This is a genomic window from Nocardioides sp. GCM10028917 (genome assembly GCF_042666175.1).
In the GTDB taxonomy this organism is placed as follows: Bacteria; Actinomycetota; Actinomycetes; order Propionibacteriales; family Nocardioidaceae; genus Nocardioides.
The window spans coordinates 1,111,469-1,129,214 of record NZ_JBHTFL010000007.1 but is presented as its reverse complement, the minus strand read 5'-3'; the positions used below and the strand labels follow the sequence as shown (position 1 = coordinate 1,129,214).

The 17,746-nt window shown below is 72.4% G+C and carries 11 protein-coding genes, 1 tRNA gene and 1 other RNA gene; 2 read left to right on the top strand and 11 right to left on the bottom strand.

Annotated elements, in window-relative coordinates; genetic code table 11:
• Positions 1-29: 29 nt before the first annotated feature.
• Positions 30-2,270 (bottom strand): DNA polymerase III subunit gamma and tau, encoded by a 2,241-nt coding sequence (locus ACFQW6_RS14785; RefSeq protein ID WP_378546627.1) that lies wholly within the window; start codon positions 2,268-2,270, stop codon positions 30-32.
• A 78-nt stretch (positions 2,271-2,348) separates the two neighbouring features.
• Positions 2,349-2,439, bottom strand: an RNA gene (gene ffs, locus ACFQW6_RS14780) — signal recognition particle sRNA small type.
• A 95-nt stretch (positions 2,440-2,534) separates the two neighbouring features.
• Between ffs and ACFQW6_RS14775 the strand changes: the two genes are divergently transcribed.
• Positions 2,535-2,620: transfer RNA gene (locus ACFQW6_RS14775), tRNA-Ser, on the top strand.
• A 63-nt stretch (positions 2,621-2,683) separates the two neighbouring features.
• Here the strand turns inward: ACFQW6_RS14775 and ACFQW6_RS14770 are convergent.
• From ACFQW6_RS14770 to ACFQW6_RS14735, 8 genes are all read right to left on the bottom strand, one after another.
• Positions 2,684-3,985: a UDP-N-acetyl glucosamine 2-epimerase gene (locus ACFQW6_RS14770; protein WP_378546624.1), complete on the bottom strand. Its 1,302-nt coding sequence runs from the start codon at positions 3,983-3,985 to the stop codon at positions 2,684-2,686.
• 46 nt (positions 3,986-4,031) lie between these two features.
• Complete coding sequence (locus ACFQW6_RS14765; RefSeq protein WP_378546621.1) at positions 4,032-5,099, bottom strand: sugar phosphate nucleotidyltransferase; 1,068 nt, start codon at positions 5,097-5,099, stop codon at positions 4,032-4,034.
• Between the two features lie 33 nt (positions 5,100-5,132).
• Positions 5,133-6,398, bottom strand: a complete 1,266-nt coding sequence (locus tag ACFQW6_RS14760) for a S8 family serine peptidase (RefSeq protein ID WP_378546618.1) — start codon at positions 6,396-6,398, stop codon at positions 5,133-5,135.
• Positions 6,398-7,822, bottom strand: coding sequence for a type VII secretion protein EccB (locus ACFQW6_RS14755; protein WP_378546615.1), 1,425 nt, complete (start codon positions 7,820-7,822; stop codon positions 6,398-6,400). The genes ACFQW6_RS14760 and ACFQW6_RS14755 overlap by 1 nt, the downstream gene beginning before the upstream one ends.
• 3 nt (positions 7,823-7,825) lie before the next feature.
• Positions 7,826-9,208: a type VII secretion integral membrane protein EccD gene (gene eccD / locus ACFQW6_RS14750; RefSeq protein WP_378546612.1), complete on the bottom strand. Its 1,383-nt coding sequence runs from the start codon at positions 9,206-9,208 to the stop codon at positions 7,826-7,828.
• A 148-nt stretch (positions 9,209-9,356) separates the two neighbouring features.
• On the bottom strand, positions 9,357-9,647 hold the full coding sequence (locus ACFQW6_RS14745) for a WXG100 family type VII secretion target (protein ID WP_268113972.1): 291 nt from the start codon (positions 9,645-9,647) through the stop codon (positions 9,357-9,359).
• Between the two features lie 37 nt (positions 9,648-9,684).
• Positions 9,685-9,996, bottom strand: a complete 312-nt coding sequence (locus tag ACFQW6_RS14740) for a WXG100 family type VII secretion target (RefSeq protein ID WP_179618679.1) — start codon at positions 9,994-9,996, stop codon at positions 9,685-9,687.
• 299 nt (positions 9,997-10,295) lie between these two features.
• Positions 10,296-11,663, bottom strand: coding sequence for a hypothetical protein (locus ACFQW6_RS14735; RefSeq protein WP_378546607.1), 1,368 nt, complete (start codon positions 11,661-11,663; stop codon positions 10,296-10,298).
• Positions 11,664-11,786: 123 nt separating this feature from the next.
• On the opposite strand from ACFQW6_RS14735, the gene eccCa reads away from it, so the two are divergent.
• The gene (gene eccCa / locus ACFQW6_RS14730; protein ID WP_378546604.1) at positions 11,787-15,785 is read left to right on the top strand and encodes a type VII secretion protein EccCa; all 3,999 of its coding nucleotides are present in this window, start codon (positions 11,787-11,789) and stop codon (positions 15,783-15,785) included.
• 338 nt (positions 15,786-16,123) lie between these two features.
• Here eccCa and ACFQW6_RS14725 read toward each other — a convergent pair whose 3' ends face one another.
• Entirely contained in the window at positions 16,124-17,707 is a 1,584-nt protein-coding gene (locus ACFQW6_RS14725; RefSeq protein WP_378546601.1) for a helicase HerA-like domain-containing protein, read from the bottom strand.
• Positions 17,708-17,746 lie beyond the last annotated feature (39 nt).

Sequence of the window (17,746 nt, the reverse complement as noted above, 5' to 3'; positions counted from 1 at the left end):
CTGGGGTGGGGTTGGGGACGGTCATCGTCTCAGTCGTTCTTGATCTCTTCGATCAGCTTGGCACCGAGCGTCTGGCTGAGCAGCGACTCGGTGTCGATGGCCGCGGAGTCGGCGTCGGGGTCGTCGGGGTCCACGTCGTCGTCGGCGGAGCGCACCGGGGCGGCCGGCTCGGCCGGCCCTCCGGCACGAGCCGCCTCGAGCGCCTCACGGGCCGGGGCGGCAGAGACCGGCGGCGGGGCTGCGGGAGCCGACGGCGGGGCTGCGTCGCCGGTGACCCAGGACGGCGGGCCGTCGGGCGCCTCCTGCGCCGGGCCGCCCGGAGGTCCGGACGGCGCCGCGGCGGGGGCCGAGGATGCGGACGAGTCGGTGGCCGCCTGGCGAACGACCGGGGCCTCCGCCGCCGCACCCGAGGGGTCCACGATGGACTCGACGCGCCAGTCCATCCCGACGACGTCGATGGCTGCCTGGCGCAGGATCTCGTCGCAGCCGCCGTTGACGAAGGAGTCGCGCGCGCCGGCGTTGGCGAAGCCGACGGTCAGCCGCACCCCGTCGACGTCGACCACGTGGGCGTGCTGCGAGAGCACCATCCAGGCCAGGCGGCGACGGTTCTTGGTCTGCTCGAGGATGTCGGGCCACAGCCGGCGTACGTCGACCAGGCTGAGACCGCCGCGAGGACCGGCGGGCTGCTCGGCCACCGGCGCGTCAGGCCCGGCGGCTGCGGCCGGGGACGGCGCCGGATCGGCGACGACGGGTGGCGCCTGCGGGGTCGCGGGCTGCTGCGACCCCGGCATCGGCGGGGGCGGCGGCGGACCGTCGTCGCGGGCGGGTGAGGCGGGCACACCCGTGGGCGCCACCGGCATGGGCGGCGGCGGGGTCGGCTCGTCGCCCCGCGGTGCGGCCTGAGCCGCTGCCTCGGATGCCGGCTGGGGGGCCGCGTGAGGGGCCGTCTGGGGGGCGGCCGCCTGGGCGGCGAGGGGCGCTTCCTGCGGAGGAGCGGCGGACGGGGCCGCGGCGGGGGCGGGCTGTGCCGGGGCTGCGGACGGGGCGGCCGGTCGGGAGGGAGCGGAGCCGGGGGCACCCCCGGCGGGGGTCGGGGCGCCGGTCACGTCCATCCGGCGCTCGAGCCGCTCGAGGCGGGCCATCACACCGTCGGCCGTGTGGTCCGCGCCGGGCAGCAGCACGCGCGCACAGAGCAGCTCGAGCAGCAGGCGCGGCGCGGTCGCACCACGCATCTCGGTGAGGCCGGCGGCCACGATGTCGGCGGCCCTGCTGAGCTCGATCGCACCGAAGCGCGCGGCCTGGGCCACGAGGCGCTCGCCGGCGTCCTCCGGGACGTCGATCAGCCCGGTCGCCGGCGCGTCCGGGACGGCGGTGACGATGACGAGGTCGCGCAGCCGGCGGAGCAGGTCCTCGGTGAAGCGGCGCGGGTCCTGACCGGTCTCCACCACCTTGTCGACGACGGAGAAGACCGCGGCGCCGTCGCGCGACGCGAACGCCTCCACCACCTCGTCGAGGAGCGAGTCGGGCGTGAAGCCGAGCAGGTCGGTCGCCACCTTGTGGGTGACGCCGCCCGGACCGGCGCCGCCGAGCAGCTGGTCGAGCACGGAGAGCGTGTCACGGGCCGACCCGGCACCGGCACGCACGACGAGCGGCAGGGCGGCGGGCTCGATCGCCACGCCCTCCTCACCGGCGAGCTGGGACAGGTAGTCGCTGAGCAGCCGCGGCGGGATCAGCCGGAAGGGGTAGTGGTGGGTGCGCGAGCGGATGGTCGGCAGCACCTTGTCGGGCTCGGTCGTCGCGAAGATGAACCGCAGGTGGGGCGGCGGCTCCTCGACCAGCTTGAGCAGGGCGTTGAAGCCCTGCGTGGTGACCATGTGGGCCTCGTCGATGATGTAGACCTTGTAGCGGTCACGCACCGGGGCGAAGAACGCCTTCTCGCGGAGGTCACGGGCATCGTCCACACCACCGTGCGACGCCGCGTCGATCTCGATGACGTCGATGGACCCCGGCCCGCCGCGCGCGAGGTCGCGACAGCTGTCGCACTCGCCGCAGGGATCGGAGATCGGTGCCTGCGCGCAGTTGAGCGCGCGGGCGAGGATGCGGGCCGAGGTGGTCTTGCCGCACCCGCGCGGTCCGGAGAAGAGATAGGCGTGGTTCACGCGGTTGGCCGCCAGCGCCGCTCGCAACGGCTCGGTCACGTGGTCCTGCCCGATGACCTCCTGGAAGGTCTCGGGCCGGTAGCGGCGATAGAGCGCGAGCGGTGACTCCACGTCGTGAACCCTAACCGTGCCCACCCACACCGACCACCGCGGGAGACCCGCTGCCGACGCGGCCGGGCCCGGACATGCAGAGGCCCCCCACGCACCCGTCAGAGCTCACTTACCCTTGCTGCCTTCCGGCCCTGGGGGAATTGGGCGAGGTGACGCCGCGTGGGGGGTTGGCCGGGAGTCTAGGCGAGGCCCCGACGGCCACCCAAACCGAGGGGTCGACGGGCGATTTCACCGGCCACCGGACCGACCGGTACTCTCCTCGGCGGAGGTATCGCCTAGTGGCCTATGGCGCTCGCTTGGAAAGCGGGTTGGGTTAATAGCCCTCGGGGGTTCGAATCCCCCTACCTCCGCCGACACGTTGGCCCCGCACCACCGGTGCGGGGCCTTCGTCGTGTGCGGGACAGGTACGCCGGTCAGCGCAGCCGGGCCTGGAGGCCGTAGCGCCACTCCTCGGAGATCAGCAGGCTCCCCTCGTCGAGCCGCCGCTCGACCGCGTCGACGAGCATGGCCGACGCCTTCTCGGGGTAGACGCGGTCCCACGACAGCTCGGCGCGGTGCTCGTAGACCTGGTGGATGACGCTCGTCATCAGGTCCTTGTCGACGGGCGGCGCGAGGAAGTTGCTGCCGGCGAGGAACGTCTCGGAGCGGTCCGACCCGAAGCGCAGGGTCACGCAGGGCACCTCGAGGACGTTGGCCTCCTCGACGATGCTGCCGGAGTCGGTGACGATGACCGCGCACATGGACATCGCGGCGACGACGTCGAGGTAGCTGTCCCACACGGGCGTCGAGATCAGTGCGGCGCCGTACCGCGCCTCGAGGTCCTCGAGCCACTGGCGGCGGCCGAAGTTGTCGATCGCGGCCTCGGTGCCGAGCAGGCGGATGAACAGCACGTGGTGGCCCTGCTCGAGCAGCGCCTCCATGGCGTCCATCAGCAGGTTGAAGCGGTCGCGGTTGGTGGTGTTCTCGCGGCGGTGGACGCAGAAGCGCAGGAAGGACCCGTCGCCCATCTGCGGGAACTTCTGCAGCACCTGGTTCTTGTCGCTGCCCGCGACGGCCTGCGCGAGCGCGTCGACGACCGAGTTGCCGACGACGTCGATCGCGGCGGGCGCGAAGCCTTCCTCGAGCAGGAACTCGCGGTTGAGCTCGACGGGGGCGGCGTGCAGGTCGGAGCCCGCGTCGGCGACCCGGGTGTTGAACTGCTCCGGCGACGGCTCGCGGCTGCCCTTGGCCCAGCTGGCGCGGTCGATCGACTGCTCCCGGAACGACGCCCAGTCGAGGTCGGCACCCTGCTCGAGCCAGCCCTTGAGGACCTCCGGCTTCGGGGAGAGCGTGCGCAGCCCGGCCTCGACGTGGACCAGCGCCTGTCGCTCGCCGAAGGTGGCGAGGGCGCCGGCCATGGCGGTGGTCGTGTCGCCGTGCACGTAGGTGATCGGGAAGCCGCCGCGCTCGGCGAAGCCGCGGAGGTACTGCGCGAGCTTGGCGGTGATGCCGGAGACGAGGTCGTTGACGCCGCCGCGCACCTCGAGGTTGATGTCCTCCCGGACGCCGAACTCGTCGAGCATCGACTGGGAGAGGTTGTGGTCGTAGTGCTGACCGGTGTGGCACAGCACGACGTCGTGGCCGCGGTCGCGCAGCTCGTGGTAGATCGGCGCCTGCTTGATGATGTCGGGCTTGGTGCCGACGACGACGATGTGCTGGCTGTTCTCGTGGGTCATGGGTTCCTTCGGGGCGAGCGCGCCGGACGGGGGCAGCGGCGGACGGTCAGAGGAGGTCCTCGCGGCTGCTGGCCGCGAGGAGCGAGCGGAGCCGCTCGAGGATGCCGGCGTCCAGCGCCTTCTGCCGGTCGAGCACGTAGACCGCGTCCTCGTGGGTGACGATGATCAGTCCTCGCGCGCCGAGCGTGACGACCGGTCGGCCGTCCATGCTGGCGACGAGCGTGTTCTCGGCGTCGAGCTGGAGCGCGGGACCGATGGAGGTGACCCGTTGGTCGTCCAAAACCCGCTCCAGGCGCGTCCAGGTGCCGACGTCGGTCCACCCCAGCTGCCGCGGGACGACGAGGCACTCCATGCCGGCCCACATGAGCGGGTAGATCTCATGGCCGCCGATGGACGCCCCGCGGTAGCCCTGGTCGGACGTCGCGCCGCGGGCGAACCGCTCGATGGACTCGAAGATGAGGGGCAGGGCGGTGCGATAGGCGTTGCAGGCCCGTCCGACCCGTACGCCGTAGCACGCGGTGTTCCAGAAGAGGTTGCCCGACTCCGACAGCTCCTTGACGACGTCCTCGTCGGGCTTCTCGTGGAAGGAGTCGATCACCTGGACGGCGTCGTCGCCGCCCTTGGTGTGGATGTAGCCCAGGCTCGGGTCGAAGCGGTTCGGCTCGGCGCCGAGCACGACCATCGACTCGGGGGTGCGCTCGAGCTGCGTGAGCATGTCGCGCGAGGCCGCGTTGAAGGCGTCCTCCTCGGTGATCAGGTGGTCCGACGGGGCGATCAGCGCGGGCGCGTTGCCGTACTTGTGGAACAGCGTCGCGACGCTCAGGGCGAACGCCGTCGCGGGCCCGGCCGGGTCCTCCTCGAGGATGAGGTTCTCCTGCGGCACCGGGCCGAGGGTCGCCCGGGCGGCGTCGGCGAAGCTGGCACGCGTCGAGACGTGGATGCGGCTCGGGTCCACGATCTCGCTGAGCCGCTCGATCGTCCCCCTGAGCAGCGGGCGGTCGCGCACCACGGGCTGGAACTGCTTGGGGGCTCGGTCCCGACTGATCGGCCACAGGCGGGAGCCCTGGCCACCGGCAAGGATGACGGCGACCGGATCGTCCGACGTGTCAGGCATGCGCTGATTCCATCATGGACCGCCCGTCCCGGCTCAGCGTCGCAGCAACGGGCGCAGCATGAAGGCGAGCGCGAGGAGCGAGCCGGCGACGAGCCCCGACCACAGGAGGATCGCGCGCGGCGTGCCGAAGAGGTCGATGCGCTCGGGCGCGGGCGGAGCCTGGGCGTCCGCCCGGACCTCCTGGACGGTGGTCTCCACCTTGCCCTGGCGGCCCGGCCTGATCTCCCGGGTGAGCGCGTCGTGCACTTGGACGACACCCGCACCGGTCCACGGGTTGGCCGCCGTCCCGCCCGCTCCCTCGAGGGCGCCCGCTCCCTCGGTCGTCGCCTGGAGCCGCGCCACCAGCTGCTGGGGCGTCTCGCGCGGGAAGCGCTCCTTGAGCAGCGCCATGACGCCGCTGACCTCGGCGCTCGCCCAGGACGTCGCGACCTGGTCGACGACGCAGACCTGACCGGTGGCGTTGGCCGAGACCGCACCCCACGTGGGGGCGGCGACGTCGGTGTCCAGGTTGGGGACGACGTAGGCGCTGGGGCTCTCGTCACCGGGCGGCGTCGCGCTGACCGCGAGCACGCCGGGGTAGTCGGCGGGAAAGACGTCGGCGTCGTTGTCGGGCGTGCCCGCGAAGCCGGGGTCGGCGGTGCCGACCGGTACGTTGCCCGCGGCGGCCACCACGACGACCCCGAGATCCACGAGGCGCGCGACGGCCGCCTCCAGCTCCGGGTCGGGATCGCGGACGGCGAGGGAGATGTTGACGACGTCGAACTGCTGCTGCGGCTGCTGCCGGATGACGGCGTCGATCCCCGCGGCGATGCCGGCCGACGACAGCCCCCGCTCGCCCTGGGTGGTGTCGGCGTCGTCGGTGTCGTGGACCTTGACGTCGAAGACCTGCGCGTCGGGTGCAACCCCGCGCGGGCCGGCGATCAGCCCCGCGACGATCGTGCCGTGCCCGGAGAGACGGGTGTCGGGGTTGACGCCCTCGATGGCCAGGCCGCCGGCGACGTCGAGCCCCTCGATGCCGACCATCCCGCTGTCGATGACGGCGACCTTCACGCCGCGGCCGGTGGCGAGCTCCTGCGCCTGCTCGACGTGCATCCGCTCGAAGGCGGGGTTGTCCTTCGCGTGGGTGTCGGCGAGCGGCTCCGAGCCGGGCACCTCGCTCTCGAGGCACGGGGCGTCGTGGTCCGCGGCGGCCGGCGCCGCGCCGAGCGGCACGATCGACGCGGCGAGCAACCCCGCGGCGAGCGTCGTACGCACGTGCGGGCGGCGCAGCAGGGGACGATCCCGCGACGGTGCAGCCATCAGCCGGCGTCCGCAGCCGCGTCGTCCGCCGGCGGGGCGTCCTCGGGAAGCCGACGCGCGCTGTTGGTCGACAGCTGCACACCCGGCTCGAAGAACTCCAGCCACGCGCTCGGCACCAGCGGCGGGTCGACGTCGCCGAAGCCGATGAAGTCGGGCACCTCCGAGCCGACCAGCTCGTACTTCTCGCCCTTCGGGTCGATGACGTAGCGGGTGCCGGAGTCGGCGGCGTCGCCCGAGCCGGAGAGCACGTAGGCGCCGGCGCTCGGCTCGACGTCCACCGCGTGCCGGCCCGGGCGCACGTCGTCGCGGTAGGGATCGGCCGCGCCGGTCGGGTTGGTCGCCAGGCTGAACGTCGCGTCGGCACCGGTCGCGGGGTGGAGCACCGCGCACATCGCGCCGTTGGTGATCGGCTGGGGCACGTCGCTGGGCCACTCGGCGGGCGTGCTGGGGTCGCCGAAGGACGCGGCGAGGTCGCCCGGAAGCTCCTGCGCCGGCTCCTCGACCACGCCGTAGACCATGCCTGCGAAGTCGCTGAGCCGCTCGGGCTTCTCGTCGCCGAGCAGGTAGTAGGAGCCGCTGCTGGAGAGCAGCAGGTCGCCGATGCGGTAGCGCGAGAGGTCGGTGCCGGTGCTCCCGTAGGGCACCGGCTCGCCGGGCCTGGTGACGCCGAACGACGCCTTCTCGAGGGGTTCTCCGAGCCGGAAGAGGTTCAGCCACTCGGGGTCGACCTCGGTCGCCGACGCACCGAACCCGAGCCGGTCGCCCAGCGTCGAGGACTGCGTCTCGTCCTCGGGCATGGGGAAGCGGTAGGCGCTGCCCTGCTTGCTCCCGACCGGCGGCGCCGTGGCGATCAGCCACGTCGTGCCCTCGCTGCTCACCAGGAAGGCGGACCCCGACAGGTCCTCGACGGTGGGCGTGCGCTGCATCGCGACCTTGATGCCGGCACCGTCGCCCGTGCAGGCGGTCCAGCCGTCGTTGACCAGCTCGTCCGCCGACGGGAGGCTGGCGGGTGCCGCGTCGATGCCGAGGTCCCCGCCGAGCTGGACGGTGCGGATGTACTTGTCGCGGACGGTGAACGGCGTGAGCTCGTCCTGCCCGAGCAGCAGCTGGGCCGAGACGTAGTTGGGCACCCGCTGGAGCATCGGGTCGTCACCGCCGCGCAGGACGACGTACTGCTCGCCGGTGTCCTTGGAGATCACGAAGCTGCCCTTGTCGAGCCACTGCGCGGGCGGGCGCCCGAGCAGGAAGCCGGCGATCGCCGCACCGGCGAGGAGGAGGACGGACAGGGCGACGCCGCCGATCAGCACGCGGCCGGGTCGCACCGGCTCCACCTCGCGGCCGCCCGGGGCGCCGGAGACGAAGGCGGTGACGAGGCGGCGGCGGCTGAAGGCGTGGGCCTCGACGAGGTCCTTCTTGGTGGCCATCGGTCAGCCCGCCACGGCGGAGACGAAGCCGGCCGCGAGGACCATCAGCGGGAGCAGCGCGAGCAGGGTCATCGTCTCGACGACGTCGCCCATGCGGCCGCGGCGCACCGACGGGGAGGCCGGCACGAGGGTGAGCGCGAGCAGGGCGGCCCCGATGCCGGCGAGGCCGATGGCGGCACCCGCGCGCCAGCCGTCGTGGATGAGCAGCATCGACAGGGCCACCGAGACCAGGCCGAGGATGCCCGAGACGAGGCCCGCGAGCACCTCCGAGCCGGTGCGGTACTGGCGGGTGCGGAACATGACGGCCAGGCAGCACACGGCCGCCAGGATCGTGCCGTAGACACCACTCCCGACGGCGAACGGGGCGAGGAGGACGAGGAGGGTGCCGACCGAGGCGGAGACCGCGAGCAGGATCTCGTGGCCGACGCGGGCGTCGTCGGCGACCTCGTCCGGGTCGATCTCGTCGGGGTCGGCGGTGATGTCGTGGAGCGAGTAGAGCTGGTCGACGCTCGTGCCGGTCACCCCGAGGGCGAGCCACGGGAAGATGCTGCCGGCCAGGACGACCAGGGTGAGCAGGACGATGAAGACCGTGGACGGCTCGAGCGAGAACACCCGGATGAGCACCGAGCCGGCGACGACCACCGCGCCGACCACGACGGCCGGGATGACGAGCGCGCGGCCGTCCCGGAGGCCGACCACGGCGACCAGCCCGACGGCGAGGACGCCGAGGCCGGCGAAGAGGAGGGCGTCGCCGAAGAACGCGTCGTCCAGCGGCCAGGTCCAGGCCGGCAGGTCACCGGGCGCGAGGAGGAGCCCGGCCACCGCGGCGTAGAGGGCGGCGAGCAGCGAGACGACGACCCCGGCCTCGGGCTCGCCCTGCGCGCGGGTCAGCACGATCCCGCCGACCACGAGGAGTCCAGCGATCACGGCCGCGGCGACGCCGCCCAGCACGCTCTCGCCCAGCAGGAGGAGAGCCAGGGCGCCGAGGCCGAGCAGGATGCTGCCCGCGCCCAGGGCCGTACGCCGTCCTGCCGCCGGCTCCCACGGCTTGAGCTCGTTCTCGACGACGTCGGCCATCGCCTCGACGACGTCGTCGTAGACACGCGGGGCCTTGTCGTCGACGCCGGCGGTGACGGTGAGGAGGCCGCCGTCCTCGATGCCCTGCATCGTCAGACCGGCGTTGTCGGCCAGGGTCCGGCCCTCCTGGGTCACCAGGCGGTAGCCGCCGTAGACCGTGGAGGCGTCGAGCAGGCCGACCGAGCGCGCCAGCTCCGGCACGAGCTCGGCGACCGGGATCGAGCCCGGCAGCACGAGATCGACGCGTCGCGATCCCGAGGCGATGGTCACCCGGACCAGGCCCGAGGCGACCGAGGACCCCTGACTCATTGGCGTTCCCCCCTGATTGTCCTTGCACCTGCGTCGGCCGAGGGGCCGGAGCACTGAACGGGGAGCAGCCTAGGCGAAGGCCGCTCGCGAAAATGCCACGAGGCCGGACGTCCCCGGAGGGACGACCGGCCTCGGAGGTGTGGGGTGCTCAGAAGCGGTTGGCGCCCCGGGCGTCGGCCGCCTTGTACTCGGCGTTGGACGCGTCGACACCCTGGCTGGCCTGCTGGAGCAGGAGGGTCATCTCGGACATCGCCTGGTCCCACTTGGCCTTGGCCTGGTCGTAGGCCATCTTGGCGTTACCGTTCCAGTCCGACTTGAGGGGGTTGAGCTCGTTCTCGAGCTGGTCGAGGCGGGCCTCGATGTCCTTGGCCGCCTTCATCACGTCGGCCGCACCGGCGTCGAGGCTGCCGTGCTGGACCTTGATTCCGTCGAAAGTCATGTCGATCTCCTAGATCTCAGAAGTCGGGGTGCCGGCGTCAGCCGAGACGGCCCTGGAGGTTGGCGTGGTTGGCGGACTGCGACTCGTCGGTCGAGACGTTGTCGCGCTCCGTCTCCTTCATGGAGGCCGAGAGCTGGTCGAGGGCCTTGAGGATGGTCTCCTGCTTCTGGTCCCAGGCGATCATCAGGTTGTTGAACGCGGTGGCACCCTGGCCGCCCCATCCGCCCATCATCGTCTGGATGTTGCCGGAGAGGACGCCACACTTGTTCTTGACGTCGCCGCGGGCCTGGTCGACGAAGTCGGCGCCCTTGGAGAGGGCCTTCTCTGTCTGGCCGTACATCTCGCTCATGTCGATCCTTCTCCCTCGGTGGTCGAACCGACCGAGTGTTGTGTGTTGGTGACTCACTGGACTGGTGATCCGGTGCTCGGGGAGACGTCCCGGCCCCCCGCGCTGACGTGCATCTACCCGACCCCTTTGGGGCTAAACATGAATCCACCGATCGACGCCGTCGCGAGCGCCGCCAGACGTGTGCGCTGGCAAGGCGGAGTGCCGATGGCGGGCCGGAGGCCCGTCGAGCGCGCGACAACGCAGCCAGCGCGTACGCATGGTGGTGCGCAGCAGGCGAGAGATCGGCGGATTCATGTCGATCAGGAGGTCATTTCCCACAGGCGCCGGAAGACCCCGGCCGCGACCACGGCCGCCGCGAAGGCGAAGCTGCCGCACAACGACTCGGCGACCTCCGCGCGGCGCGACCACCAGACGGACCGCCAGCCGCGGCCGGCGGCCACGGCTGCGGGGAGGGCGATGACGCCCAGCCCGACGGTGACGTAGAAGAACACGTCGACGTGGGTCGCGCCGGGTCCCGCGACGAGGTGCACGGCCAGCGCCAGGAGGGCGCCCAGGCCGGCCAGGCGCAGCAGGATCCGGGCGGCCGCGTGGCGGTAGGACCGGGCCGCGAGGAGCAGTGAGCAGCCCGCGAAGAAGACCAGGCAGCGGGCGCCGATGCGGTCGAGGTCGATGGTCGCCGTGTGCAGCAGGAGCGGGCTGGCGACCAGCATCGTCACCATGATCGCGGCCGCTGCGCCGGTGACGATCCGCGCGGCCCGGTGCACCAGGCGCTCCATGGCGTCGGAGGCGACCACGATGCGGCCACGACGCCCCTGGCGCTGGCTGTCGCGGGCCGACCAGGCGGTGACGGCCAGCCGGTCGAGGTCGAGCAGGGCCTCGTCGGGCACGTTCACGGCGAGCGAGGGCGCGAAGCGCGCCGCCATCATCGAGAGGAAGACCAGCAGCGTCCAGGCGACCCGGGCGTCCCAGCCGAGCATCGCCGGGACGGCGCAGCAGGCGAAGACCGTGAGGCCGCTGACGATCCACACCGTGCTCACCTCGTCGTCGTCGGCCGAGAGGGCGCGGCCGATGCCGGCGACGACGGCCGCCGAGATGCCGGCGGCACCGAGGACGGCCGGGAGGAGGTGGGCGCCCGGCTCGTGGAGCGCCGCGAACGCCGCTGCGGCGGCGAACGCCGGTGCGGCGGCCGCCCGCTGCCGGGCGTGGCGACCGAGCGGCAGCACGCCGGCGAGCGCGCAGGCGAGCAGCACACCGACAGTGGCGGTGCGCAGGACGTCGTCGCCCGCGCGACCGGCGTACCACGCGGCGAGGACGGCGACCAGGGCCGCGAGCCAGGCGATCATGGCGGCGAGCCCGGGGCTCTCCGGAGCGTTCCTGGCGGTCTGGAGGAGGGTCACCCGGCGCGGCCGGTGCACGCTGGTCGTGGCGACGAGCACGTCACCCGGCTGGACGCCCGCCTCACCCAGCGGCACGGCGGCGTTGAGCCGCTCGCCGAGGGCGGTCTGCAGCAACGGGATGCCGGGCACGTCGGCCTGCTTGGCGTACTCCCGCGCGACGTCGACGGCGGTCGCGCCGGCAGGCACCACGAGGTCGAGCACCCCGGCCGGGCCGTGGATGCTCAGCGCGATGGTCGCGCGAGCGCTGCTGGACATCGCGACGTCCGACACGGGTCCCCCTTCGCGTTGCCCGGAACAAGCACCACTTCGCTGGAGAGTAGTCGCAGGTGCGGCTCGCGTGGCAGCCCACCTATCATCGTCGCGACTTCATCGGGCACGGCACTGGGGGACGCGTTGAGCACGACACTGCGAGGTGGCCAGCGGCTCGACGAGCCGGAGATGCCGGGTGGCCAGATCGTGCTGCAGCCCCCGCCCGAGCTGCAGGAGGGCGAGGGCGCCTCGGGCGTGCTGATGAACGCCATCCCGATGCTGGGCAGCCTCGGGTCGATCGTCCTCGTGGCGACGATGGGCAGCGGCTCCAACCGCGGCCGGAGCTTCCTCGCCGCCGGCATGTTCCTCTTCGCCACGCTCGGCTTCATCGTCGTCCAGATCGACCGGCAGCGGAAGCAGCGTGCGCAGCAGGTCACCGGCTCGCGCACGGAGTACCTGCGCTACCTCAGCAACATCCGGAGGGTGGCGCGCGAGGCGGCCGACCAGCAGCGTCGGGCCCTCAACTGGCACCACCCCGAGCCCTCCGCGCTCCCCTCCCTGGCCGAGGACCGCACCCGGCTGTGGGAGCACACCACGTCCGACGACAACTTCCTGCACGTGCGCTACGGCCTCTGCTCACAGCCGCTGTCGCTGGAGCTGGTGCCGCCGGAGAGCGCGCCGGTGGACCAGGTCGACCCGGCCGCCGCGTCGGCCCTGCACCGGCTGCTCGTCGTGCACCGCCTCCAGCCCAACCTGCCGGCGTCGATCGACCTGCGCGCCTTCGACCGGATCGAGCTGTGCGGCGACGCCGAGGAGGTGCGCTCGACGGCGCGCGCGATGATCTGCTCCGCGACGGCGTTCCAGAACCCCGACCAGCTCATCGTCGCGGTCCTCAGCTCGGAGCAGAACCTCACCCACTGGGACTGGGTGAAGTGGCTGCCGCACGCCCAGAGCACCCGGGAGGCCGACGCGGTCGGGCCGATGCGCCTGGTCTCGACCTCCCTCGACGACCTCGGCAGCCTGCTCCCGCCCGACCTGAGCGACCGGCCCCGCTTCGGCGCCGACGAGCGCGCCGCCACCCCCCACATCCTGCTGGTCATCGACGGCGGCCACCTGCCGCCGGGCAACCACATCGTCCCGCCCGACGGCCTGCACGGCGTCACGCTGCTCGACCTGCCGAGCCGGTGGGACGAGCTCGAGGACTCCACCCGGCTGCGCCTGGAGTTCGCCGACGCCCCCGACGAGCTCGGCAAGCGCCCGGTGAGCGCCCTGCGGCTGCGCGGCGAGCCGATCCGCGCCCTCGCCGACCAGTGCGACATCGCCACCGCCGAGGCCTTCGCCCGTCGCATCGCGCCGCTCAAGACCGCGAGCGCCGAGTCGTCCTCGGCCGGCGGCGCCGTCGACATCACCTCGACGACCCCCGACCACATGGACCTGCTCGGGCTCGGCGACATCTTCAGCTACGACCCGGCGACCGCCTGGCGGCCGCGCCCGGCACGCGACCGGTTGCGGGTGCCGATCGGCATCGGCGACTCCGGCGGCCTGATCCACCTCGACATCAAGGAGTCCGCCCAGCAGGGCATGGGCCCCCACGGCCTGGTGATCGGCGCGACCGGCTCTGGGAAGTCGGAGTTCCTCCGCACGCTCGTGCTCGGACTGGTCATGACGCACTCCTCCGAGCAGCTCAACCTCGTGCTCGTCGACTTCAAGGGTGGTGCGACCTTCGCCGGCATGGCCGACATGCCGCACGTCTCGGCCGTCATCACCAACCTCGCCAACGAGCTCACCCTCGTCGACCGCATGCAGGACGCCCTCTCCGGCGAGATGACCCGGCGCCAGGAGCTGCTCCGCGACGCCGGCAACTACGCGTCGGTGCGCGACTACGAGAAGGCCCGCGCCAACGGCGAGCCGCTCGAGCCGATGCCGTCGCTGTTCATCGTCGTCGACGAGTTCTCCGAGATGCTCTCGGCCAAGCCGGAGTTCATCGACCTCTTCGTCGCCATCGGTCGCCTCGGCCGCTCGCTCGGCCTGCACCTGCTGCTCGCGTCGCAGCGGCTCGAGGAGGGCCGGCTGCGCGGCCTGGAGTCCCACCTGTCCTACCGCGTCGGCCTCCGCACCTTCTCGGCCGGCGAGTCCCGGGCCGTCCTCGGCGTGCCGGACGCCTACGAGCTGCCCGCCGTGCCGGGCCTGGGCTACCTCAAGCCCGACCAGTCCACGCTGCTGCGCTTCAAGGCGGCGTACGTCTCGGGGCCCCCGTCGAGCCGCACCCGCGTCACCCGCGACGAGGGCGGCGCGATCCGCGGCATCCTGCCCTTCACGATCTCCGAGGTGCAGGCCCTCGAGCCGACCGAGGAGGTCACCGAGGTCGCGACGCCGCAGCCCCACCAGGGCGAGCAGCCCTCGCTGCTCGACATCGCCGTCACGCGCATGGTCGGCAAGGGACCGGCCGCGCACCAGGTCTGGCTGCCGCCGCTCGACGTGCCCGACACGCTCGACGAGCTCATGCCCGACCTCGTCGAGAGCCCCGACCTCGGCCTCACGTCGCCGCAGTGGCGCAACGTGCCGGGCCTCGTCATCCCGCTCGGCACCGTCGACCGGCCGCGCGAGCAGCGCCGCGACACGATGACGCTCAACCTCACCGGCGCGGCCGGTCACGTCGCCGTCGTCGGCGGACCGCGCTCGGGCAAGAGCACGATGCTGCGCAGCATCGTCACGAGCATGGCGCTGGTGACGACGCCGATGGAGTCGCAGTTCTTCGTGCTCGACTTCGGTGGCGGCACGTTCGCGCCGCTGTCCCGCCTCCCTCACGTCAGTGGCGTGGCGACCCGCTCGGAGCCCGACGTCGTCCGTCGCGTGATGGCCGAGGTCGAGGGCATCGTCGACCGGCGCGAGGCCTACTTCCGCGCGAACGGCATCGACTCGATCGAGACGTACCGCTCGCGTCGTACGCAGGGCCGCGCCGACGACGGATGGGGCGACGTCTTCCTCGTCATCGACGGCTGGAGCACGCTGCGCGCCGAGTTCGACGACCTCGAGATGGAGATCCAGCAACTCGCCGCTCGCGGCCTGACCTTCGGCCTCCACATCGTCACCGCCTCGACCCGGTGGGCCGACTACCGCGCCGCGATGCGCGACGTCTTCGGCTCCAAGCTCGAGCTGCGCCTCGGTGACCCGCTCGACTCCGAGATCGACCGCAAGGTCGCCGCGCTCGTCCCGGTCGGCCGGCCCGGCCGCGGGCTCGTGCCGTCCAAGCTGCACTTCCTCGGCGCGCTGCCGCGCATCGACGGGGACGGCAGCGCCGACACCCTCGGTGACGGCGTCGACCACCTCATCGACCGGATGGCCGCGGCCTGGAAGGGCCCGCAGGGTCCCAAGCTGCGCCTGCTGCCCGAGAAGGTCACCCTCGAGGCGGTCCGCGAGGACGCCGTGCGCCGGCAGCTTGCGCAGAAGCACATCCTGCTCGGCATCAACGAGAAGGAGCTCGCACCGGTCGGCCTCGACGTCGACGCCGAGCCGCACATGCTCGTCTTCGGCGACGGCCAGTCGGGCAAGAGCGCGCTGCTGCGGGCGTACGTCCACGAGATCATGCGCACCCGCACGCCGAAGGAGGCGCAGATCGTCCTCGTCGACTACCGGCGCTCGCTGCTCGGCGAGGTGCCCGACGAGTACCTCCTCAACTACCTGACCTCGGCGACCCAGGCCACGCCGACGCTGAAGGACATCGCGAGCTACCTCGAGGGCCGCATCCCCGGCCCCGACGTGACGCCCGACCAGCTGCGCAGCCGGTCGTGGTGGACGGGGGCCGAGGTGTTCGTCGTGGTCGACGACTACGACCTCGTCGCGACCGCGCAGTCCTCACCGGTGTCCTCGCTGCAGCCGCTGATGGCCCAGGCGCGCGACGTCGGCCTGCACGTCGTCGTGGCACGTCGTACGGGCGGTGCCTCCCGCGCGCTCTACGAGCCGGTCATCCAGTCGTTGCGCGACCTCGCGATGCCCGGCGTGATGCTCTCGGGTCCCCGCGACGAGGGCGTCCTGATCGGCAACCTCCGCCCGCAGCCCGCCCCGGAGGGCCGCGCCCGCGTCGTCACCCGCGACGGCGGCACCCAGACCGCCCAGCTGGCCTGGCTCGACCCCACCATGTAATGCCCTCGCTCCGCTCGGGCGTGCTCGGCGCGCTGGAGGACCGCGTCTTCCCTCCTCGGCTCGCTCGCTGCGCTCGCATCGCTCGTCAGTCCAGACGCGGTAGCGCGCCGAGCCTCACGATGACCTGACCTCGCGCTCGCCACGCTCGTTGCTCCTCCACCGATGATCAGCGGATCAAGTCGGCCGCGAGCGACTCCGACCCACGCGCTGGGCGCCCGACGTCGTCTGGACCGACGAGCGAGCAAGCGCGACGAGCGCAGCGAGACAGCTTGGGAGCGAGGAGGGAAGACGGCGTCCTCAGGGGCGCCCAGCACGCGCGAGCGGAGCGAGCGCCGAAGTCACCGCCGGCCGCTCTTGAACATGCCCCGGGCGATCTCGCGGGCGGCGGTGCTCATGAAGTCCTTGAACGCTCGTGACTTCACGACGCTCTCCACCATGCCGTCCTCCTCCTTCGGTGCCCGCTCGGCCTTCTTGGTCACGCGCTCGTTCTTCTGCTCGCGCGCCATCTCCTTGACGCGGGCGTCCTCCGCGGCCTTGCGGGCGCCTTCCTCGAGCTTCCTGGCCAGCAGCTCGCGGGCGGACTCGCGGTCGATCGCCTCGGCGTACTTCGCGGTGAGCGGCGAGGCCTTGACCGCCGCCTCCATCTCGGGGGCCGGGGCCGGGTCCATCAGCGACTCGGGGGCGCGCAGCCGGGTCCAGGCGACGGGAGTCGGCGCACCGCGCTCGTTCATCACCGTCACCACCGCCTCACCGATCCCCAGCGACGTGATGACCGCACCGAGGTCGTCGTACGCGCTGTTGGGGTAGGTGTTGACGGTCGCCTTGAGGGCCTTGGCGTCGTTCGGGGTGTGGGCGCGGAGCTGGTGCTGGATGCGAGACCCGAGCTGGCCGAGCACGTCGTCGGGGACATCGGTGGGCGACTGCGTCACGAAGAAGACGCCCACGCCCTTGGACCGGATCAGCCGCACGGTCTGGGCGATCTGGTCGAGGAAGGCGTCGGAGGCGTCGTTGAAGAGCAGGTGCGCCTCGTCGAAGAAGAAGACCAGCTTGGGCTTGTCGAGGTCGCCCTCCTCCGGCAGGTCGTGGAAGAGGTCCGCGAGCAGCCACATGAGGAACGTCGAGAAGAGCGCCGGCCGGTCCTGGAGGTTGGGCAGCTCGAGCAGGCTGACGATGCCGCGTCCGTCCTCGGCGGTGCGCAGGAACTCCTTGGTCTCGAACTCCGGCTCACCGAAGAACACGTCGGCGCCCTGGGCCTCGAAGGCGACCAGCTCGCGCAGGATCACGCCGGCGGTCTGCGGCGAGAGTCCTCCGATCGTCTTGAGCTCGGCCTTCCCCGCCGCGTCGCCGGTGAGGTACTGCAGGACCGCGCGCAGGTCGGCGAGGTCGAGCAGCGGCAGCCCCTGCTTGTCGCAGTAGTAGAAGACCAGGCCCAGCGAGGACTCCTGCGTCTCGTTCAGGCCGAGCACCTTGGCGAGCAGGGTGGGGCCGAACGCGCTCATCGTCACGCGGACGGGTACGCCGACGCCCTGGCCGCCGATCGCGTAGAACTCCGTCGGGAAGCCGGTCGCCGTCCACTCCTGGCCGACGCTCGCGGTGCGCGCCGTCAGCTTGTCGCTGGACTCCCCGGGCACGCTGATGCCGGACAGGTCGCCCTTGATGTCGGCGGCGAAGACGGGCACGCCGTTCGCGCTGAGCTGCTCGGCGAGCAGCTGCAGGGTCTTCGTCTTGCCCGTGCCGGTGGCGCCCGCCACGAGGCCGTGGCGGTTCAGCATCCCCAGCGGGATCCGGATGCGTACGTCGCTGAGGTCGTCGGCGTTCAGCATCAGCCCACCCAGCTCGAGGGCGGCGCCCTCGAACCGGTAGCCGGGTGCGACCGCCTCCGAGATGGGGTCGGTCGCCGCTGCCTCAGGGGTCTCGGTCATGCGGGGAGCCTAGTCAGGGCGACGGACCACGACGAGGGC